Raw genomic sequence first — 21,543 nt, forward strand, 5'->3', positions numbered from 1 at the left:
AATAAAAAAAGCGATAAAATGAATTATCGCTTTTCTGTATATAGAATTGTTTTTTTAGATTGCTGTTACAATTGCAACAAAATCATCCGCTTTTAAAGCAGCTCCACCAATAAGACCTCCGTCTACATCTGGTTTTCCGAAAATTTCTTTAGCATTTTCTGGTTTTACTGAACCTCCGTAAAGAATAGTAACATTTTCAGCAATTTCTTTTCCGTAAGCTTTAAGAACTGTTTCTCTAATGAATTCGTGCATTTCTTGAGCTTGCTCAGGAGAAGCAGTTTCACCTGTACCAATAGCCCAAACCGGTTCGTAAGCTAAAACAACTTTATCCCAAGATTTAGCATCAATTTGGAATAATCCGTCTTTCAATTGGTTTTCAACAATGTTGAAGTGATTGTTTGATTGACGGTCTTTTAATTCTTCACCAAAGCAAAAAATAACAGTCATATCGTGTTTTAAAGCAGTGTTTACTTTATCAGCAATTAAAGCGTCTGTTTCATGGAAAATAGCTCTACGCTCAGAGTGACCTAAAATAACTGTGTTTACACCAACTCCTGTTAACATGTCAGCAGAAATTTCTCCTGTAAATGCACCACTTTCAGTTTGGTGAACGTTTTGTGCCGAAACACTAATGTTAGTTCCTTTTAATTGGTTTACAGCTGCAGCTAAGTTTACAAATGTAGGAGCCACAATTACTTGTGCTGTAGTGTTTGCAGGTACTTTTGCAATTAATTCACTTAATAATTCGCTAGTTTGTGCGGCATTTTTGTGCATTTTCCAGTTTCCTGCTACAATCTTTTTTCTCATTTTAGTAGTGTTATATTTGAATTTTGTTTTTTTATTATGCTGTAAATTATTCTTTTTCTAATTGACTTAGAGTACTGTTAATTTGGTCAAAATCAGTTTCAATGGCACGGTACAATACAATCTTTCCTGTTTTATCAATAATAATGTATCTCGGAATCCAATCTAAATCAATCGCTTTTGCAAATACGCCACTCATTTGGTCATTTGCCATAAAATGCGCTCCTTGTAATTGATGTTTTTCAATTCCAGCTTTCCATTTATCAACGGTTTTATCCATTGAAATAAAAACATAAGCAGTTTCGGGATGAGCTGTTTGTAATTCTTTCATTTTTGGCATTGCTTTCACACAATCCCCACACCAAGAAGCCCAGACTTCAATGACTACATTTTTACCTTTAAATTTTGATAAAATTGCTTCAAAAGCAATTTGCTCTCCATTAGTATTTAATACCGTTTCAGATAAAGCTTTTTTAGAAAATTCAGTTTTGGAAGTATTTATTTTAGAAAAAGAAATAGTGATCAAAACCAGTAAAAAAGCAATTATTATTTTCATGTTTTTCATTGTAACAAAGTTAAAATAAACAATTTGATTGCTGTTTCTAGATTGTTATTTTTTAAATATTCTTTAATAAAATAACAAATACAGTATTATAAGTTATAAAAAGATAAATGAAAACGTAATAGTTGTTTTGATTTTCTTTATTTAGTGAACTAAAATTGAGTGTTTTTCTGTTAAAATGGTGAAATAAACGCCCTTTTTAGCTTTTTTTAAGTTCAAATTATACATAAAAAAAGCTCATAAATGCCTTTTATGCACCGATGAGCTTTTTACTTTTTACAGTTTTAAATCACTAATATCTTCGTAATGTACTTTTTGTTTTACAGTACCTTTTTCTAAAATTACGATACTTGGATTAGCTCTTTCAATGGTTTTTAATGCAGTGGCATCACAAGTATAAAAATCAAAATTTAGATGGTATTTTTTTTGTGCTTTTGCAATTGCTTCTTCTGAAGAATTGGTAATACCAATTACTTTATAGCCTTTTGCAGTAGCTTTTTTATTTAAGGCTGCTAATTTTTGCATTCCTTCTTCGGCGGATAAAGCCAAATCATAAGTTACTATCATTAATAGTTTAGGTTCTAAAAGTAATTCATCTTTATAATCAGAACCATCTTTCATCATAGTAAAATCATGAATAGGAGGTACATAGCCTTCAGTTATTACCTTATCTTTTCTGTCTACAAATTCGGCACCTTCGGGAAGATTCATCAAGTCGTTTTCGCTAAATTCTTTGTTAACTCCATTTACTTTATAAATAAAAGTCATTTCTACTACAGCTTGTGGGGCATCTTCAGGAATTTCCATTCCCTTTTGAATATTAGTTCCTACTTTGTATGGACGAAAATCAATAATAGGTAAATGGTTTAGTACATGATATGCCATAAAAATAGCAGCAGTCATCCCTAAAGCTGCTATTAGATTTTGAGTTCCTTTACTGAATAATGGTTTTACTAATTTTTTATTGATAAATAATATTAGAATAAAGAATAAAAGGACTAGATCTTTAGTAAATGATTGCCAAGGCGTAAGGTGTAATGCATCTCCAAAACAACCACAATCTTTTACTACATCAAAGTAGGCGGAATAGAAAGTCAAGAAAGTAAAAAATACAATCATTAACAATAAACTCCAAATGGTAAATTTAGGTTTGTAACCAATGAGTAACATGATTCCTAAAAGCACTTCTACAATAACCAAAAATAGCGCTAATGACAAGCAGAAAGGTACTAAAAAAGGCAAGTTAAATACAGGTTCACTAAAATATTCGGCCAATTTGTAAGAGAAACCTACTGGGTCATTCAGTTTAATTAAACCTGAAATGATAAATAATATTCCAACAAATATTCTTGAAAACTGCGTAATGATATTCTTCATAAAATGTTATTTTTTATTGGCAAAACCCATTAAAATTAAAGCAAAAATAGAATAGTTAATCATGTCTTGGTAATTGGCATCAATACCTTCAGATACGATTGTTTTTCCTTTATTGTCTTCAATTTGCTTCACGCGAAGTAATTTTTGCAAAATCAAATCGGTCAAAGAACTCACACGCATATCGCGCCAAGCTTCGCCGTAATCATGATTTTTAGCTTCCATTAAATCTTTGGTTAACTTTACTTTTGCATCATATAAAGCAGTGGCTTTTGCAGTGTTTAAATCCGGTTGGTCTACAACGCCCAATTCTAATTGGATTAAAGCCATGATAGAATAATTGATAATTCCGATGAATTCACCCGATTCGTCTTCATCAACTTTTCGAACTTCGTTTTCTTGTAAACTACGAATTCTCTGGGCTTTGATAAAAATTTGATCGGTTAAAGAAGGCAAACGTAAAATACGCCAAGCACTTCCATAATCTTGCATTTTATTCACGAATAAGGAACGACAAATTTCAATTACCTTATCGTATTCTTGAGAAGTATTCTTCATTATTGATGTATATTTGTCTAAAATTTTCTCAAAAATAGGGATAAATTTTAAAAGGATTCTACTTTAAACAAAGATTAAAAAATGACAATTAATTGCAAAGGACAACTGATTGATTTATCGCAGCCTAAAGTGATGGGGATTTTGAATATTACACCCAACTCTTTTTTTGATGGAGGAAAGTATTCTAGTGATGATCAAATTATTGCTAAAGTTCAAAAAATGCTTGACGAAGGAGCCACATTTATTGATGTTGGCGCTTATTCCAGTAAACCCAGTGCCGAGTTTGTTTCGGAGGAAGAAGAACTCAGCCGAATTGTTCCTGTAGTACAGTTGTTGTTGAAACATTTTCCGGATATTTTATTGTCTATAGATACTTTTAGAAGTAATGTGGCTAGTGCTTGTATCGAAAATGGTGCTGCTATTATTAACGATATATCTGCTGGAAATTTAGATGATAAAATGATGGAAGTGATTGCAAAATACAATGTGCCTTACATCATGATGCACATGCGTGGTACGCCACAAAGCATGCAAAGTTTAACCCAATATGATGATATTATAAAAGAAATTTTATTGTATTTTTCTGAAAAAATAAGCAAAGCCAGAAGCTTAGGGATTAATGATTTGATTGTGGATCCAGGTTTTGGTTTTGCAAAAACAATTGAGCAGAATTATGAAGTTATGCAAAAATTAGAATTATTTCATAATTTAGATTTACCGTTATTAATTGGGATTTCCAGAAAATCAATGATTCATAAAACCTTAGGGATTAGTGCCGAAGAAGCCTTGAACGGAACTACTTTTTTAAATACAATTGCATTGACTAAAGGGGCTCAAATTTTAAGAGTTCATGATGTGGCAGAAGCTGTTGAATGTGTAAAATTATTTCAAAAATTGAACTAGTAATAATGAAATATTTAAGTCTTATTCTTGGGTTGTTGTTTCTTTCTTGTGGAAATAAAGAAGATATATTATTGCCAAAATCAGATACTACAGTGGTTAGTGATGTTCAGGATCATTCGCCCATTTATATTTTTTTCAGAGTAAGTGAAAAAGATACTTTGGCAGAAGTCAATCGAAAAAATAGTATTATTACGACCAATTGGATTTTTAATATTGATAGGAGATTACCTTTAAAATTAGTGATTCCCGAAGTGATGCAACTGCAAGAAAAAAAGCGTCAAGAAAAAGCACACAAAAATGAGAAAGCCGAGAATTTCTATGCTTATGCAGATACGGTAAAAGAAAATTTGGCTTTTTTACCTTTTACAAAAGTGAATTATACAATGGGGAAACCTAAAAATAATGACTTTGTTATTTATTTTAAAAAAAGCAGTGATCTGGTTTCTTTAAATGGGAAACATGTAAAAAAAGCCGATTTGTTACAGGAGTTTTTTAGTATTCAGTTTATTTTGAAACCTCGAATTGTAGTTCAGTTTGATAAGAATATGTCCTACGGAGAATACATTGAAAATAAAATCTTGTTGCGAAAATTTGATTTGTATAATGTAAATCCTATTGCTCCTTATGAGTTTGTTAATTAGAGTTTGGTGTTATATGCCATGTTAAAATAAATATTTAAGATATGACAAATGAAGAATTTAAAAATATTTTTAATGTATATTTAAAAGAGCAAGGTTTTAAAAGAAAAGGTAATTTTTGGAAATTTCAGACACCTGAAATAGAGAAAGTTGTTCATCTTCAAAAATCAAATTTCAGTAATCTTTATTATGTAAACTTTGGGTACAATTTGCAAAACTTGAATTTTAACGGAGTATTAATGCATGTAAGCACTAGACTCAATCAATCTGAAGGCTTCGATTTGGAGAATAATATATGTTTTGTAAATCGACAGAAAATTATTGAAACAGAAATTCAAGAAAATTTAATACCAATTTTAAATTCAATAAACTCAGAAACTGATTTAATTAATCATATAAAATCTTTGAAAAATACAAATCATATTTTTTTAAAAGTAAAAGAACATTTGAATTTATAAATAACAAGTAAGGCAAATAACCACTATTTGCGCCAATTACTGGTTTTACTGATGGTGATAAGGTTCGTTTCTTAAAATGGTAAAACCACGGTACAATTGTTCAATAAAAAATAAACGAACCATTTGGTGCGAAAAAGTCATTTTAGAAAGTGAAATTTTTCCTTGTGCTTTAGCATAAACTGTTTCCGAAAAACCATAAGGCCCACCAATAACAAAAACCAGAGTTTTAATTCCTGAATTCATTTTCTTTTGTAATTCTTCTGAAAATCCCACGCTGGAAAAGTTTTTTCCATTCTCATCCAATAAAATCAATTGGTCAGAGGGACCAATTTTTGACAGAATCAATTCGCCTTCTTTTTCTTTTTGTTGGTTTTCCGATAAGTTTTTTACATTCTTGATGTCAGGAATAATTTCCAAATCAAATTTGATATAAAAAGACAAACGTTTGGTGTAATCATCAATTAAGCTTTGCAATGCTATATTATCAGTTTTACCTATAGCGAGAAGTTTGATATTCATTTTGTATGATTTTCGAAGCGACAAAGATAACGAACAAGTTTTGGTTTTTTAGAAAAACCACAAATTCGCAATTATAATATTGTTTGAATACTACAAAAATGCGAATTTGTGGTAAAGAACTAAACGGTCTTTTTATTTTCGATGTTAGGTAAAAATCCTGTGAAAACACCTAATAAAGGAAGAAATGCACAAACATTAAACACATAAGTTATACTGGTTTCATCGGCTAGTTTTCCTAATACAGCTGAGCCTAAACCTCCCATTCCAAAAGCAAATCCAAAGAATAAACCAGCTACTAAGCCAACCTTTCCTGGTAATAATTCGGTGGCATAAACCAGAATGGCCGAGAAAGCAGAGGAGATGATTAATCCAATAAGTACAGATATAATTCCAACCCAAAATAAAGAAACATGTGGCAATAAAAGGGTGAAAGGAGCAGCGCCTAAAATAGAAATCCATATCACATATTTTCTTCCAAATTTATCACCTAATGGTCCACCAATTAAAGTTCCTGCTGCAACCGCACCTAAAAAGGCAAATAAATAAATTTGTGATTCCTGTATGGAAACATGGAATTTGTCGATTAAGAAAAAGGTGTAATAACTGGTAATGCTCGTTAAATAAAAATATTTTGAGAATATTAGAATAAGTAAAATGATTAAAGAGAATGTAATTCTGTTTTTAGATAAATGTTGTGTTGTTATTTTTTCGGGAGCTATTTTATTTTGCTGTTTCAAAGTCAGTTGCCCACTGTACCAGATGGCTATTTTGTACAAAACTGAAATTCCTATTAAAGCAATAAGACAAAACCAAATGATATAAGATTGTCCAAAAGGAATTACAATTAGAGCAGCCAATAAGGGGCCAATAGCACTTCCTGCATTTCCTCCCAATTGGAAAATAGATTGTGCTAATCCTTTTTTGCCACCCGAAGCTAAATGTGCTACTCTGGAAGATTCAGGATGAAAAATAGAAGAGCCAATTCCAATTAAAGCAACAGCAACTAAGAGAAAGTAAAAACTAGGAGCTATAGAAACAAAGAACAAGCCTAATAAAGTAAAACTCATCCCTATCATTAACGAATAGGGTTTAGAATTTTTATCTGTATACATGCCTACAAAGGGTTGTAAAATGGATGCGGTAAGCTGATAGGTCAAAGTTATCAATCCAATTTGAGCAAAGTTAAGATTGAATTTTTCTTTGAATAAAGGATATACAGATGGGATTACGGCTTGTAATAAATCATTAATAAAGTGAGAAAAACTAATAGTAAAAAGTATCGTATAGATGGTTTTTTGGACTATTTCTGGATGTGTTTTAACGTTTTCCATGAGTTGTTTTTTAATTATAATATTCTTTTATAATAGTAGCTGAATTATTTTATACAAAGTTGCTAATAAAAAATAATGTCTTAATCACTATATTTGGACAATGAATAACGATTATCAGACATATCGTCTTGTGGATTACGGATTTCAAATTAATCCCGATTTACCCGTTGTTGGTTATACCGAAAAAGTAACCAATGCAGTTTGTGTTTCGCATGCGCATCCTAGAGCACAATTGATTTATGCAACCAATGGTGTGATGAATGTTGTTGTTGAGAATCAAATTTGGGTCGTAAATCCGTTACAGGGATTGTGGATTCCAGGAGAAATAGAACATCAGGTTTCTTTTCAAAAAGACGTCAATTTATATAGCGTTTTTATAGATCCATCATTTACTGCGGAACTTCCCTCAACTACATTTTCATTTGATATTTCGGTTTTTTTAAAACAATTATTGTTTAAAATCATTTCATTTGAAAGTAGTGATGTAATTAGTGCCTCACAACGAAGAATTATGGATGTTTTTTTGGACGAATTGGCTTTAATTCAACCCAGTGCTACTTTTTTGCCCACAAGCAATCATTCGGTATTGAGTAAAGTAGTGCAGCTTTTGCTAAATGATGTGGCCAGTAAATATACGATAGATTATTATGCTGAGATTTCTTGTATGAGTAGCCGAACTTTATCCAGATTATTCATCAAAGAATTAGGAATGAATTTTAGTGATTGGCGTATTCGATTAAAATTACTGGAAGCTATAAAAAGATTGGGGGAAAAACAATCGGTAAAAGAAATTGCCTTTGATTTAGGTTATGAAACCACAAGCGCATTCATTTTTATGTTTAAAAAACATTTAGGTAAAACACCTTCTAATTATATCCTCGAAAGTGATTAATACACTTCCGAGGATTTTATTTTTTATAATTAGTCCTCTTTATTTATTTTGAAATTAAAAGGAGGTGCTTTGTAATCTTTGTCTAAATAATTTTCGGGAATCGTAGTTTGACTTCCATCGCGAGCAGCACGATAATGTGGCGACATGATTTCGATACCATTTTCGTTACAAACATCTTGAATGTTTTGGTGTAAATTAGAATAGATAACAGCTTGTTTGTTAGCTTCTTTTACATAAGCATTGATTTCATACGAAACATAAAAATCATCCAAACTGGTTTGTAATACAAAAGGTTTTGGCTCTGGCAAAATTAATTCGGTTCTTGTTGCAGCTTCAATTAAGGTTTCGTGCATTTTTTTCCAAGGCACATCATAGCCAATTGTTACCGTTGAGTGAATAATTAAACCTTTTTCTGGTGCATCGCTGCTGTAATTGATGGTGTGACTATTCATTACGGTGGAATTTGGAATCGAAATAATTTCATTTTTAATGGTTCTGATTCGGGTAACCAATAATGATTTTTCGATAATATCGCCTGTTACTTCACCAATTTTAACACGGTCACCAATTTTGAACAAACGCATATAGGTAAGAATCAAACCAGCAACAATATTTGAAAGTGATCCAGCAGAACCAAAAGTGAATAAGAATCCTAAAAAGACAGAAACGCCTTGAAAAACAGGAGAATTGCTTCCAGGAAGGTATGGAAAAATAACCACAATCATAAAAGCCAATACAATAATTCTAATGATTTGATAGGTTGGGTTTGCCCAATCTGCATAAAAACCGGGGATTTCCAAATTACCTTTTTGAATTTCCGTTTTTAAAAAGTGAATTCCTTTAAGTACGTATCGAAAGACAAAAATGATCACTAAAATGGTGATTAAATTAGGCAAGTAATTCCAAAAACCAAGGCCTATTTTTTTTAATGGTGTTAGGATGTATCCAAAAAGAATTCCTGCAAAATCCTTAGTCCAAGGGAAAATTCCAAATAAAATTGGAAGGGCTATATAAACGATTAGAGCAATAAATACCCATTTTAGAAAAGTGTTGACATTGAGTAAAGCATTAACTTGTTGGTGCGCATCAAATAGCGTAAAGTTTCTAATTTTTATTCCTTTGATTCGATTATTTTCTTCTTTTTTGATTTTGGTTGCTAACCACAGAAATAATTTTTTGATGTATTTGATTAAGAAAAAAATAATAAAAATAACCAATAAAGCGAGCCCAATTTCTTTTGCTAAAGTACTTAAACTGGTTTCTTGTTTGTATTTTAAAATAGCATTAGTGATAATCATTTTGTATTGCTGTGCTAAAGCCGATTTTGTAGTGTTATTCCAGATGGCATCGTTTTCTGAAACACTCATAATAATGTTTTCTCCTTTTACGATGTCTAAGGTAGTTTCGGCTTCGACTATTTTGATCGATTTAGAATTAAAACCAAATTCTTCAGCCAGAGAGATGATTCTTTCACGGATAGCATTGGCTCGATCTTTGGCCGAAAAGCTCCCCAGTTTATTGTAAATGATGAATAAAGTATCATTAAAAAATCCGTTTACAACATGGCCTTTTACTGTTTTTCGTAAGGAGTTGATTTGTGCTTTTTTCTCAGCAATTCTTATGGAATCTTGTTCGCGAAGTGCCAATAATTGCTTTTGTAAAGCTGCTTTTTTAAGATTGTCTGTTGTTTTTAAAGATTTTAATTCATCTTCTAAGGCTATTTTCTTTAAAGAATCACTAATGCGTTGGGCTTCAATTAAATTTAGTTTTTTGTTGAAATCTTGAATGATTATAGCATTTATAGAATCTGTTTTTTTATTGATAGTATCTTTTTGGGCATGAGCCACAATAGAAAAGAATAAGGTGAAAAACATAAAAATTGAAAAACAATTTTTTAATAAAAATCTTAAAGTTGATTTTTCAAATATAGTAGGATACAGCTTTATTGGCATAAACTATAGTTTTTGGTTTATTTGGGATTATTGGTCGTAATAACAAAAACAATCAAAATTTCGTCGGTGGTATTGATAAGAGAATGAAATCCTTCGGCACTCATTGCGGTAATACTTCCTTTTTTAAGTGTTTTTTTTCTGACAATACCTTCTTTTTTCGTCATTTCAGTGTATTCGCCTTCGCCATGCATAACAATATAAAGTTCTTCTTCATGTCGTGTTCCATGGGTATGAAATCCTGCTTCATCTCCTTTGTTTTTAAAAACCATATAAGCACCAATGCGGTTATTGGTTAATTCATCTTCGTTAAACATTTGTAATAAATACACAATGCCTTTTCCTCCGTACATAGGATTACGTTTGTCTACTCTCACTACAGTTCTTTCAGGTTTGCTGAAAGGAGTGACACTTAAGTCAATGTATTGAGATACTAACTCAATAAGTTCTGTATGTTCTTTTTGGCTTATCGTTTCGGACATTATATAGGATTCTTTGTATCAAATATAATACATAAATCCTTGTTGTAATTGACTTTTTTGAAAATTTATACAAAAGCAACTAAGCTTTTGTATAGTTCAAAAACTTAGTTTTTTAATTAATTGAAATAAATCATTTTATTCATAAATAGATCTTTCTACTTTGTTTTTGATAGGAGGAATTGTTTTTAAATATTCATAGATTGCAGCTACTTCAGAATCGGTTAATTGAGTGAAAGGAATCATTGGATAAGTCAGCGCATTTTGACCATCAACTATTCCAAAGCGTACTGCTTTAATAAATTGTTCTTTTGTCCAGTTGCCAATTCCTGTTTCTTTGTCAGGTGTTAGATTAGGTGTTTTTTTGACTCTTCCTTCAGCATCTAAAGGGCTGTTTCCTCCAGCAAAATATCCTTTGCTTAATTCAGGTTTTAGAAAATTATTGGTTTTAAAATCTGCTGAATGACAAGAAAAACATTCTAGGTTATTTGCTAGATATTTTCCTAATGCGATAGTTTGAGTAGAATCTGGTAAGATTATTTTTTCTGTAGGCATTGGAAAGGGTTTCCAAGCAACGTGGCAAAGCAGTTTGGTTAAAAAAGAAGGTTTTGAAGGAGTGTCTGGTGTTGCATCTGCCGTTACCATTGGATCATCGGATCTTAAAAAAGAAATAATGGCATTTATATCTTCATCAGCCATTGTTGGTAGTTTGGCCATATAAGGCGGAGCATATTGACCATTTTTTTTGACCCCTGTTCTTAATAAATACAAAATTTCGGCATCGGTCCAGTTTCCTATTCCATAGGTTTTGTCTTGGGTGATGTTTTGAGAGTAAATCTCACCAAATTCAGAAGGAGCTTCTTTCATTAATGTGCCTGTGAGTTTTCCGGTTTCGTTATTTTTATGGCAATTAGCACAAAGTAGTGTGGTTAATTTTTTTCCTCTTTCAATTGAAATAGAATCACTTTTTGCGCTGTAATCCAATGGTATTGTTTTGTATTCAGGAATACCATTTGCATTGATGTAAACAAAACCTATTAGTAGGATAGCAATTAGTAATAAAGCAATAATTCCAATAATCTTTAAAGCTTTTTTCATAGTATGGATTATTAAGTTAGAAGTTATTTGTGAAGTGTTTACTGTAAAATTAACAAATATTTATCATATAATTATTTATGCAATTAATTCATTATTAGCATTGTAACTGTTTTATTGCAGGTTTGATTATTTGATATAAAAAAGTAGTTGTTTATTTTATAAATACGAGAATATGTTTTGCTATTTTTTGAAGCTTTTTGAAAGAAAAGAACAGATTGTATTATAAATCCATATTGTAGAAACAAATTTTCTATTCCACAAAATATGTCCTACTTTAGCAAGATATAAATTTGTAGTAAAAATGATTAGCGAAGCACAATTTCAAAACGAGTTAGAATTATTAATTGCAAACGCCATTAGAGAAGATGTAGGGGATGGAGATCATAGCTCTTTAGCTTGTATTCCTGCATCAGCACAAGGGAAAGCCAAACTTTTAGTAAAAGATAATGGGATAATAGCGGGAGTCGAATTTGCTAAAATGATTTTTAAATATGTGGATGCTAATTTGGAAATTGATACTTTTATCGAAGATGGAACTCCGGTAAAATTTGGAGATGTGGTTTTTCATGTTTCAGGAAGTTCGCAATCTATTTTGAAAGCAGAAAGAATGGTTTTGAATTCTATGCAACGCATGTCGGCCATTGCTACAAAAACCAATAGTTATGTACAATTATTAGCAGGAACCAATACTAAAATTTTAGATACGCGTAAAACAACACCAGGTTTCCGTGTGGCTGAGAAATGGGCTGTAAAGATTGGAGGAGGAGAGAACCACCGTTTTGCATTGTATGATATGGTGATGTTAAAAGACAATCACATTGATTTTGCTGGTGGAATTGCATTGGCGATAGCTAAAACCAAAGCTTATTTGAAAGAAACCAGTCGCGATTTAAAAATTATTGTTGAAGCTAGAGATTTGGATGAAGTAAAACAGATTGTTGCAGCTGGAGGTGTTTACCGTATTCTATTAGATAATTTTGATTATGATATGACTCGAGAAGCTGTTGCTTTTATTGGAGATGCTTCGTTGACTGAATCATCAGGAAATATTAACGAAGATACTATCCGACTTTATGCAGAATGTGGCGTGAATTACATCTCTTCGGGAGCTTTGACGCATTCTATTTATAATATGGATTTGAGTTTAAAAGCAATCGAATAATTGCTTAAAAAAGATAATTAATGTCAGTAGAAATAGAAGAAAGACTTAAGAAAATACCTTTATTACGCAATTTTGTCAATTGGTCAAAAAAAGTAAAATTGAATTGGCTTAGCGGATTATCTTTGTATGATTTATTAGAACTATATGTTATAGGATTAACGGAAGGTGCTTTGTCAAACCGTGCTGGTGCTATTGCTTTTAGTTTTTTTATGGCTTTGTTTCCATTTGCACTGTTTATTTTGAATCTTATTCCTTTTATTCCAATAGATGGTTTTCAGGATGATTTTTTAAAATTTGTAGCCGATGGTGTTCCGCCAAATACTTTTTATGCAATCAAAAACATTATAAATGATATTCTGCATAACAGTCATTCCAGTTTAGTTTCTTCAGGATTTTTATTGTCCGTTTTTTTGATGGCCAATGGATTGAATGCAATTTTAGGAGGATTTGAAAATTCCAAACATGTCTTAGTCAAAAGAGGTTTTTTTCATCAGTATTTTGTGGCTGTTGGTATGTCTTTGTTTTTAGCTTTTTTACTGATTCTTACGGTGGCAATAATTGTTGTTTTTGAGGTTTTTATTCAAAAACTTAATGCAAGAGATTTTTTAAGCGAAAAGATTCCGTTGATGGTTATGGGACGTTATGCATTTCTAATATTAATGATTTTAATTACCACATCGGTACTGTTTAAATTTGGAACTAAAAATCAGGAAAACCGCTCTTTCATTTCTATAGGTTCTGTGTTTACAACCATTTTAACTATTATTACGTCTTATTTTTTTGGAGTTTGGGTTATCCGATTTTCTAAATACAATGAACTTTATGGTTCTATTGGTACTTTGTTGATTGTTATGTTCTACATCTGGATTAACTGTATGATTTTGTTACTTGGTTTTGAACTCAACGAGGTGATTAATAAATTAAAAAAGAGAAAAGAAAATATTGGTTTAACCAAATAATCGATTGGTTTTGCTGTTATTTTTAGTTTAAAATAAATTATGAAAAAGTATATAACTGTTTTAGTGTTATTTATTAGTTGTGTTTTCTATTCTCAAAACAAAAGTATTTTGGGAAATTGGAAAACAATTGATGATGAAACAGGCGAAGCTAAATCTATTGTTGAGATTTATGAAAAATCAGGGAAGATTTATGGAAAAGTAATAGAGATTTTGGATGTTGTACATAAAAACGATTTTTGTAAAGCATGTTCAGGTGACGACACGAATAAGCCTATTCTAGGATTAGTTGTTATAAAGGGATTAACTAGAGATGGAAAAGAATACAATTCCGGTAAAATATTAGATCCTAAAAACGGAAAATTATACCAGTGTTTTATCACCCTTGAAGGAAAAGATAAATTAAAAGTTCGTGGTTATATTGGAATTTCATTATTCGGCCGAACACAATATTGGCAAAGAGTTAAGTAATGATTTTAAATTTTCTTCTAAATTGCCGTTTAACCTTATCGTTTGTTTATCATGTATTTTGTTGAAGTAATTTTACCGTTGGCGCTTGCTAAAACCTTTACTTATAGTGTTTCTGAAGCTGAATATAATTATATTCAAAAAGGAATGCGTATAGCTGTGCCTTTTGGGAAAAGTAAAATTTACACGGCTTTAGCTATAGATTTGCATCAAAACAAACCTACCTTATACGAAGCTAAAGAAATTCATCAGATTTTAGATGAAAAACCAATTGTTACCGAAAATCAAATCAAACATTGGCAATGGATTGCTTCTTATTATATGTGTGCCATTGGCGATGTGTATCGTGGTGCGATGCCAAGTGCTTTGTTGTTAGAAAACGAAACTATAATTACCCAAAAAGCAGGAGGATTTGTTGATGAAAGTTTACTTTCAGACGATGAATTTTTGATTTATCAAGCCTTGCAGCAGCAATCTTCTTTAAAAGTCCAAGATGTTATTGGGATTTTGAATAAAAAGAATGTTTTTCCCATTATTCAAAAACTAATAGATAAAAATGCTGTGGTATTGCAGGATGAAATGCAGGAAAGTTACAAGCCCAAATTGGTTCGATACATTCGTTTGCATCCTAAATATGAATCCAATGATGGATTAAGTGAGTTATTGGATGTTTTAAAAAATGCCAACAAACAAAAAGAAATTGTGCTCACTTATTTTCAGTTGAGTGCCAAAGAGAAGAAAAAGCCAATTTCGGTAAAGCAATTGGTAGAGGCTTCTGGTTCAACTTCTGCTGTTGTAAAAGCTTTAATTGATAAAGAAATTTTTGAAGATTATTTGATTCAAGTAGATCGAGTAAATTTTACGGGAGAATCTAATGATGGTTTGTTGCAATTAAGTTTGGCACAGCAAAAAGCATTTGAAGAAATAAAAACAAATTTCCAGGAAAAAGAAGTGTGTTTGTTGCACGGAGTAACTTCGAGCGGAAAAACAGAGATTTATATTAAGCTGATTGAAGATTATCTGTTTGAGGGTAAACAGATTTTGTATTTATTGCCAGAAATTGCGTTGACCACACAGTTAGTAACCCGATTGCAAGCGCATTTTGGAAACAAAGTGGCTGTTTTTCATTCCAAATATAATAATAATGAGCGAGTGGAAGTTTGGAATCAGGTGTTGCAAAATTCCGAAAAAGCGCAAATTGTTATTGGAGCGCGCTCGGCTTTGTTTTTGCCTTTTTTTGATTTAGGATTTATAATCGTTGATGAAGAACACGAACAGACTTTTAAACAAGTAGATCCTGCACCTAGGTATCACGCCCGTGATGCTTCGGTGGTTTTAGCAAGTTTTTTTAAAGCTAAAGTTCTGTTGGGTTCGGCTACGCCAAGTTTAGAATCCTATTATAATACATCTGTTGATAAATATGGTTTAGTAGAAATCAAAGCGCGTTACGGAAATGTCATGATGCCCGAAATTGTATTGGTCGATTTAAAGGATAAATACTTCCGTAAAAGAATGACAGGACATTTTAGTGATGTTTTAATAGAAGAAATTACTGCTGCATTGTCTTTAGGGGAACAGGTTATTTTGTTTCAAAATAGGAGAGGCTATTCTCCTTTATTAGAATGTATGACTTGCGGACACGTACCGCAATGTCAGCAATGTGATGTTAGTTTAACCTATCACAAACATAAAAATCAGTTGCGCTGTCACTATTGTGGTTATTCTATTGCTAAACCTAGTCGTTGTTATAGTTGTTCAAGTATTGATTTAACTACTAAAGGTTTTGGGACGGAGCAAATTCAACAAGAATTAATTCAGCTTTTTCCAGAACGGAAAATAGGAAGAATGGATCAAGATACGACTCGAGGTAAATTTGGATTCGAAAAAATCATTGATAGTTTCAAAAATCGGGAAATAGATATTATGGTAGGTACGCAAATGCTTGCTAAAGGATTAGATTTTGATAACGTAAGTTTGGTGGGTATTATGAATGCTGACAATATGTTGTATCATCCAGATTTTAGAGCTTTTGAAAGAAGTTATCAAACCATGACTCAGGTTGCAGGACGAGCAGGAAGATCCGAAAAACAAGGAAAAGTAGTCATTCAGACCTATAATCCAGAACATAATACCATACAACAAGTAACTAATAATGATTATATGGCTATGTATAAAGAACAGCTGTATGATCGCCAAATTTACAAATACCCACCTTATTTTAGGATTGTCAAATTGAGTTTAAAACACCGAGAGTTTGAAAAATTAAAAGAAGGTTCATTGTGGTTGTATCAAGTTTTATCACAACATTTGGTGGGAATTCCTGTTTTGGGTCCTGAAGAACCGGCTATTAATAGAATTAGAAATGAATACATTAGAACCATTATGATTAAAATCCCGCATAATGTGTCCATTGTAAGCACAAAAAAAACTATTCAAAAAATATTGAATAGTTTTGATAATGTGGTACAATATAGAGCTATAAAAGTAGCTATAAATGTTGACTTTTATTAAGCAACAGATAACGCTTTAATTAAGTCTTCTTTTTTGTTTCTACTCAAAGGAATTTTTGTATTCCCTATTTCAGCAAATTTACTATTGAATCGTTCTACTTTGTCTATGTTTATAATGTAGGACTTATGAACACGTACAAATTTCTTTTTCGATAAATCATTTTCAAAAGATTTCATAGTAGAAAGAACCAAGTTGCTGTCGTCTTCGGTAACTACTCTTACGTAGTCTCCAAAAGCTTCAATCCATTTGATTCTTGAAGTGTAGATTTTTAATTTTTTCAAATTACTTTTAATGAAGATATGTTCTCCTTCTTCTTCTTTAGTGTCTTGTCTTAATAAATGCAAATCAATTGCTCTTTTTACAGATGCACTAAAACGATCTACAGCTATAGGTTTTTGTAGATAATCAGTGGCATCATAATCAAAGGCTTTTAGAGCATACTCTGCTTTAGAAGTAATGAAAATAATTTGTGGTTTGGTTTTTAGTCCATCTAAAAAATCAAAACCACTAATTACAGGCATTTCTATATCAAGAAATATTAAGTCTACAGTATGTACAGACATGCAACTTTTTGCTTCAATTGCATTTGAAAAATCACCCACTAAATGTAAATTAGGATGATTATTGACTAACTTTGCGATGATCATTCGTTGTATCGAACTATCATCTACTACGACACAATTAAGTTTCATAAATGTTGAATTTAAGATTTGGTTGTGTAAAAATAACTACATTTTTTTAAAATAACTAATTTTAATCGGTTTTTTTTGCATTACACCGAAGAAAAGTGCATTACATCGATAAAAAATAAATTAAGGTTTGGTTTTTAGAAATAAATAATTACTTTTGCAGCCAATTTAACATTTAAATTAATTTTTATGAATCATTATGAAACTGTTTTCATTTTAAATCCCGTTTTATCTGATGTTCAGGTAAAGGAAACAGTAAGCAAATTTGAAGATTTTCTTACTAGTAGAGGGGCAGAAATGGTAGCTAAAGAGGATTGGGGTCTGAAAAAAATGGCTTACGAAATCCAAAACAAAAAATCTGGTTTTTACCATTTGTTTGAATTCAAAGTATCAGGAGAAGTTCTTTTGGCATTTGAAACTGAATTTAGACGTGACGAAAGAGTTATGCGTTTCTTAACTGTAAGTCTTGACAAACATGCTATCTCTTGGGCTGAAAGAAGAAGAGCAAAACTTAAATCTCAAAAAGCTTAAATATCATGGCAACATTACAACAATCTGCTTCAGGAAAAAAAGACGGAGATATCAGATATCTTACTCCTTTAAACATAGAAACTAACAAGACTAAAAAATACTGTCGTTTCAAAAAATCTGGAATCAAATACATCGATTATAAAGATGCTGATTTCTTATTGAAATTCGTTAACGAGCAAGGGAAAATTCTTCCGCGTCGTTTAACAGGAACTTCATTAAAATACCAAAGAAAAGTGTCTGTAGCTGTAAAAAGAGCGCGTCACTTAGCTTTAATGCCATATGTGGCTGATTTATTAAAATAATATAAAAACAACAGTTGTTGCCTCGCCACGGCGGGCTAACTTCTATAACAAAGGACAACAACATGGAATTGATTTTAAAACAAGACGTTCAAAATTTAGGATTTAAAGACGATGTAGTAACTGTAAAAAACGGATACGGTCGTAATTATTTAATCCCTCAAGGATTTGCTCAATTAGCTACTGCTTCTGCAAAGAAAGTATTGGCTGAGAACCTAAAACAAAGAGCGCACAAAGAAGCTAAAATAGTTGCTGACGCTAAAGCATTAGCTGAAACTTTAAAAGCTCTTGAAATTAAAATTTCTGCAAAAGCAGGTGGTGAAAAATTATTTGGTTCAATCACAAATATTGACATCGTTGCGGCTTTAGAAAATGCAGGTCAATCTATTGATAGAAAATTTATCACTAGTGGAATTGTTAAACGTACTGGAAAATATTCAGCTACTGTAAGATTACACAGAGATGTTATCATTGATTTACCATACGAAATTGTTGCTGAAAAAGCATAATTTCAAAATAGTTATATTTAAAATCCCGATGCGAATCGGGATTTTTTTGTTTGATGGCATTGCGAGGAACGAAGCAATCTCATCTTTTTTTTAATTTTTAATAATTTGGAACGGTATTGCTTCGTTCCTTGTAATGATATGAAATATTCCCGATTAACAAAAGAGCAGTTTGAAGAATTGCATCCAGAATTTACTAATTTTTTAGCCACTCAGTCTATTGATAAAGCAGAATGGGATAAGATTAAAGTAGAAAAACCGGAAGTTGCTGAGCAGGAACTAGATGTTTTTTCTGATTTGATTTGGGAAGGTGTTTTGTCTAAAGCAGAATATTTAGAGCATTTTTCTAAAAATCATATTTTCCTTTTTCAGGCTTTTGAAACTGAAGTAAAATCGATTGTTTTAAAATCATTAGTTCCTGAAGTTGATTTTTTAACGAAGGATGGTTTGCAATGGTTGAGTGATAATATGTTTACCGATACTATTGAAATGAAGGTAGGGAAAAAGGTGTTTACTGAAGAGAGAAATAGTTCGCTTTTTTCATTAATTCAGCAAGGTGCTTTTTTAAGTGATGGACAATTGTTTCAACAGATAAATTCAATTATAGAATCATAAAAGTTGTAATATAAAATATCTTGATGTTGTAAATGATGTAATGCTTTTTTAAGCAACGTGTTATTTTGTTTTGGCTTTAAGGCTTTTGACTTTAAGACTTATTTTTTAATGTTATTTCTTTTAAATTGGTTATTTTAGTAGGCTGTTTACAGCGACTAAAATGACCAATTTTTTTATATATGGATGTGCAAAATACAATTCAAAAATTAAGAGAAGAGTTAAATCTTCATAACTATAATTATTACGTGCTGGATAATGCAACGATATCTGATTATGAGTTTGATATAAAGTTAAAAGAGCTTCAAGATTTAGAAAATACGCATCCGGAATATTTTGATGCTAATTCGCCAACGCAAAGAGTGGGTGGTACGATTACTAAAAATTTTCAAACCGTTGCACATACACATCGAATGTATTCTTTGGATAATTCTTATTCTAAAGAAGATTTATTGGATTGGGAGGTTCGAATTCAAAAAGTATTAGGAGACGTAGATTTGCAGTATACATGTGAGTTAAAATACGACGGTGCTTCAATTAGTATCACTTATGAAAACGGTAATTTGGTTCGTGCAGTAACTCGTGGTGATGGTTTTCAAGGCGACGATGTGACCAATAATATTAAAACAATTCGTTCGATTCCTTTGTTTTTGAAAGGTGAAAATTATCCTGAAAAATTTGATATTAGAGGAGAGATTATTTTGCCTTTTGCAGGTTTTGAAAAAATGAATCAAGAATTGATTGAAATTGGCGAAACACCGTATTCTAATCCTAGAAATACGGCTTCTGGAAGTTTAAAATTACAGGATAGTGCTGAAGTAGCTAAACGTCCTTTGGAGTGTTTGCTGTATTTTGTTACAGGTGAAAAATTACCTTTTTCTTCTCAGTTTGATGGATTGATTTCTGCAAGAAATTGGGGATTTAAAGTGCCTAAAGAAGTAAAATTGGCGAATAATTTACAAGAGGTTTTTGACTTCATTGATTATTGGGATGCACATCGTCATAATTTACCTTATGAAACAGATGGTGTTGTGGTTAAGGTAAATAAGATTCAGTATCAAGAAGAATTAGGTTATACAGCCAAATCGCCACGTTGGGCAATGGCTTATAAGTTCAAAGCCGAGCAGGTGACTACTAAATTAAATTCGATTTCGTATCAGGTAGGAAGAACGGGGGCAATCACGCCTGTGGCTAATTTAGAGCCGGTGCAATTAGCGGGGACCATTGTTAAGAGGGCTTCTTTGCATAATGCGGATCAAATTGAGAAATTAGATATTAGGATAGGAGATACTGTTTTTGTTGAAAAAGGAGGAGAGATTATTCCGAAAATTATTGCTGTTGATTTGACTAAGCGTCCAGAAGATTCTCAGGCTACAGTATATCTAACGCATTGTCCGGAATGTCAAACAGAATTAGTTCGCAATGAAGGCGAAGCCAATCATTATTGTCCAAATTTTTACGGTTGTCCACCACAAATTATTGGTAGAATTCAGCATTTTATTTCGCGTAAAGCAATGGATATTGAAGGTTTAGGAGGGGAAACTGTGGCTTTACTTTATAATAATAATTTAGTTCAAAATTATGCCGATTTGTATGAGTTAACGGTAGAGCAGATTTTGCCTTTAGAGCGAATGGCTCAAAAATCGGCTGAGAATTTAGTGAATGGTGTACAGAAATCTACGGCTATACCTTTTGAAAGTGTACTATATGCATTAGGGATTCGTTATGTAGGAGAAACAGTTGCTAAAAAATTAGCTAAACATTATAAAAATATTGATGCATTAAGCAAAGCCACATTGATGGATTTGATTTTAGTAGATGAAATTGGCGAACGCATTGCACAAAGTGTGGTTGATTTTTTTGAAAATGTAGAGAATAATATTATCATCGAACGTTTGAAACGTTACGGTGTGCAATTTGAAATAGTGGAAAAAGTAAATCTTAATGCTACAAATAAGCTGCAAGGTAAAATCTTTGTGGTTTCTGGTGTCTTTACACAGTTTTCACGTGACGAATTAAAAAATGCAATTGAGGATAACGGTGGAAAAGTAGGAAGTTCTATTTCTTTAAAAACTGATTTTGTAGTTGCGGGAGATAATATGGGGCCTGCTAAACTTGAGAAGGCCAATAAGTTGAATATACCAATTATTTCAGAAACTGAATTTATGAGCATGATAACTGTTAACTAAAATTTTTTTGTAGTTTAAATTGTGGAAAGTTTATCGAATTAAGTGTTAAGAATTT

General features: G+C 31.7%; 23 protein-coding genes. 13 read left to right on the forward strand and 10 right to left on the reverse strand.

Going from position 1 to position 21,543, the window contains the following annotated elements:
* Positions 1–54 precede the first annotated feature (54 nt).
* From tpiA to AC4FRF_RS09505, 4 genes are all read right to left on the reverse strand, one after another.
* Complete coding sequence (gene tpiA / locus AC4FRF_RS09490; protein ID WP_439228433.1) at positions 55–807, reverse strand: triose-phosphate isomerase; 753 nt, start codon at positions 805–807, stop codon at positions 55–57.
* Positions 808–853: 46 nt separating this feature from the next.
* Positions 854–1,360, reverse strand: a complete 507-nt coding sequence (locus AC4FRF_RS09495) for a TlpA family protein disulfide reductase (protein WP_491159260.1) — start codon at positions 1,358–1,360, stop codon at positions 854–856.
* Between the two features lie 282 nt (positions 1,361–1,642).
* Positions 1,643–2,743, reverse strand: a complete 1,101-nt coding sequence (locus AC4FRF_RS09500) for a BT_3928 family protein (RefSeq protein ID WP_491159261.1) — start codon at positions 2,741–2,743, stop codon at positions 1,643–1,645.
* A 6-nt stretch (positions 2,744–2,749) separates the two neighbouring features.
* Entirely contained in the window at positions 2,750–3,298 is a 549-nt protein-coding gene (locus AC4FRF_RS09505) for a DUF1599 domain-containing protein (protein ID WP_491159262.1), read from the reverse strand.
* Between the two features lie 81 nt (positions 3,299–3,379).
* Between AC4FRF_RS09505 and folP the strand changes: the two genes are divergently transcribed.
* The 3 genes from folP to AC4FRF_RS09520 are packed head-to-tail and all read left to right on the forward strand — an operon-like array spanning position 3,380 to position 5,297.
* Entirely contained in the window at positions 3,380–4,201 is an 822-nt protein-coding gene (folP, locus tag AC4FRF_RS09510) for a dihydropteroate synthase (RefSeq protein ID WP_491159263.1), read from the forward strand.
* A gap of 5 nt (positions 4,202–4,206) precedes the next feature.
* Complete coding sequence (locus AC4FRF_RS09515; RefSeq protein WP_491159264.1) at positions 4,207–4,842, forward strand: hypothetical protein; 636 nt, start codon at positions 4,207–4,209, stop codon at positions 4,840–4,842.
* Positions 4,843–4,883: 41 nt separating this feature from the next.
* Positions 4,884–5,297: a DUF4304 domain-containing protein gene (locus AC4FRF_RS09520; protein ID WP_491159265.1), complete on the forward strand. Its 414-nt coding sequence runs from the start codon at positions 4,884–4,886 to the stop codon at positions 5,295–5,297.
* Positions 5,298–5,342: 45 nt separating this feature from the next.
* Here AC4FRF_RS09520 and rlmH read toward each other — a convergent pair whose 3' ends face one another.
* Complete coding sequence (gene rlmH / locus AC4FRF_RS09525) at positions 5,343–5,816, reverse strand: 23S rRNA (pseudouridine(1915)-N(3))-methyltransferase RlmH (RefSeq protein ID WP_491159266.1); 474 nt, start codon at positions 5,814–5,816, stop codon at positions 5,343–5,345.
* Positions 5,817–5,935: 119 nt separating this feature from the next.
* The gene (locus tag AC4FRF_RS09530; RefSeq protein ID WP_491159267.1) at positions 5,936–7,147 is read right to left on the reverse strand and encodes an MFS transporter; all 1,212 of its coding nucleotides are present in this window, start codon (positions 7,145–7,147) and stop codon (positions 5,936–5,938) included.
* Between the two features lie 100 nt (positions 7,148–7,247).
* Here AC4FRF_RS09530 and AC4FRF_RS09535 point away from each other — a divergent pair, with 100 nt between their 5' ends.
* The gene (locus tag AC4FRF_RS09535; protein ID WP_491159268.1) at positions 7,248–8,039 is read left to right on the forward strand and encodes an AraC family transcriptional regulator; all 792 of its coding nucleotides are present in this window, start codon (positions 7,248–7,250) and stop codon (positions 8,037–8,039) included.
* A 29-nt stretch (positions 8,040–8,068) separates the two neighbouring features.
* Here the strand turns inward: AC4FRF_RS09535 and AC4FRF_RS09540 are convergent, their stop codons facing one another.
* From AC4FRF_RS09540 to AC4FRF_RS09550, 3 genes are all read right to left on the reverse strand, one after another.
* On the reverse strand, positions 8,069–9,913 hold the full coding sequence (locus AC4FRF_RS09540; RefSeq protein ID WP_491159269.1) for a mechanosensitive ion channel family protein: 1,845 nt from the start codon (positions 9,911–9,913) through the stop codon (positions 8,069–8,071).
* Positions 9,914–10,008: 95 nt separating this feature from the next.
* Complete coding sequence (locus AC4FRF_RS09545) at positions 10,009–10,470, reverse strand: cupin domain-containing protein (protein ID WP_491159270.1); 462 nt, start codon at positions 10,468–10,470, stop codon at positions 10,009–10,011.
* Between the two features lie 135 nt (positions 10,471–10,605).
* Positions 10,606–11,565: a cytochrome c gene (locus tag AC4FRF_RS09550; protein WP_491159271.1), complete on the reverse strand. Its 960-nt coding sequence runs from the start codon at positions 11,563–11,565 to the stop codon at positions 10,606–10,608.
* Positions 11,566–11,866: 301 nt separating this feature from the next.
* On the opposite strand from AC4FRF_RS09550, the gene nadC reads away from it, so the two are divergent.
* Genes nadC through priA form a run of 4 tightly spaced genes read left to right on the forward strand, consistent with a single transcriptional unit; the run spans position 11,867 to position 16,662 of the window.
* Entirely contained in the window at positions 11,867–12,727 is an 861-nt protein-coding gene (gene nadC, locus AC4FRF_RS09555; protein ID WP_491159272.1) for a carboxylating nicotinate-nucleotide diphosphorylase, read from the forward strand.
* Positions 12,728–12,747: 20 nt separating this feature from the next.
* Complete coding sequence (locus AC4FRF_RS09560; protein WP_491159273.1) at positions 12,748–13,686, forward strand: YihY/virulence factor BrkB family protein; 939 nt, start codon at positions 12,748–12,750, stop codon at positions 13,684–13,686.
* 39 nt (positions 13,687–13,725) lie between these two features.
* Positions 13,726–14,154 (forward strand): DUF2147 domain-containing protein, encoded by a 429-nt coding sequence (locus tag AC4FRF_RS09565; RefSeq protein WP_491159274.1) that lies wholly within the window; start codon positions 13,726–13,728, stop codon positions 14,152–14,154.
* A gap of 51 nt (positions 14,155–14,205) precedes the next feature.
* Positions 14,206–16,662, forward strand: a complete 2,457-nt coding sequence (gene priA, locus AC4FRF_RS09570) for a replication restart helicase PriA (protein WP_491159275.1) — start codon at positions 14,206–14,208, stop codon at positions 16,660–16,662.
* Here priA and AC4FRF_RS09575 read toward each other — a convergent pair.
* Positions 16,659–17,354 carry a LytR/AlgR family response regulator transcription factor gene (locus AC4FRF_RS09575; RefSeq protein ID WP_491159276.1) on the reverse strand — a complete coding sequence of 232 codons (696 nt, stop codon included), beginning with the start codon at positions 17,352–17,354 and terminating at the stop codon, positions 16,659–16,661. The genes priA and AC4FRF_RS09575 overlap by 4 nt on opposite strands.
* A 186-nt stretch (positions 17,355–17,540) precedes the next feature.
* On the opposite strand from AC4FRF_RS09575, the gene rpsF reads away from it, so the two are divergent.
* The 5 genes from rpsF to ligA all read left to right on the forward strand — a co-directional run bounded on the left by rpsF (position 17,541) and on the right by ligA (position 21,488).
* Positions 17,541–17,882, forward strand: coding sequence for a 30S ribosomal protein S6 (gene rpsF, locus AC4FRF_RS09580; protein ID WP_071185910.1), 342 nt, complete (start codon positions 17,541–17,543; stop codon positions 17,880–17,882).
* Positions 17,883–17,887: 5 nt separating this feature from the next.
* Positions 17,888–18,184, forward strand: a complete 297-nt coding sequence (rpsR, locus tag AC4FRF_RS09585; RefSeq protein WP_007138295.1) for a 30S ribosomal protein S18 — start codon at positions 17,888–17,890, stop codon at positions 18,182–18,184.
* A gap of 62 nt (positions 18,185–18,246) precedes the next feature.
* Positions 18,247–18,690, forward strand: a complete 444-nt coding sequence (rplI, locus tag AC4FRF_RS09590; RefSeq protein ID WP_491159278.1) for a 50S ribosomal protein L9 — start codon at positions 18,247–18,249, stop codon at positions 18,688–18,690.
* 138 nt (positions 18,691–18,828) lie between these two features.
* Entirely contained in the window at positions 18,829–19,302 is a 474-nt protein-coding gene (locus AC4FRF_RS09595) for a DUF6495 family protein (RefSeq protein WP_491159279.1), read from the forward strand.
* 179 nt (positions 19,303–19,481) lie between these two features.
* Positions 19,482–21,488, forward strand: a complete 2,007-nt coding sequence (gene ligA / locus AC4FRF_RS09600) for an NAD-dependent DNA ligase LigA (protein ID WP_491159280.1) — start codon at positions 19,482–19,484, stop codon at positions 21,486–21,488.
* The last annotated feature ends 55 nt before the right edge of the window (positions 21,489–21,543 follow it).

Source organism: Flavobacterium sp. ST-158 (genome assembly GCF_058309975.1).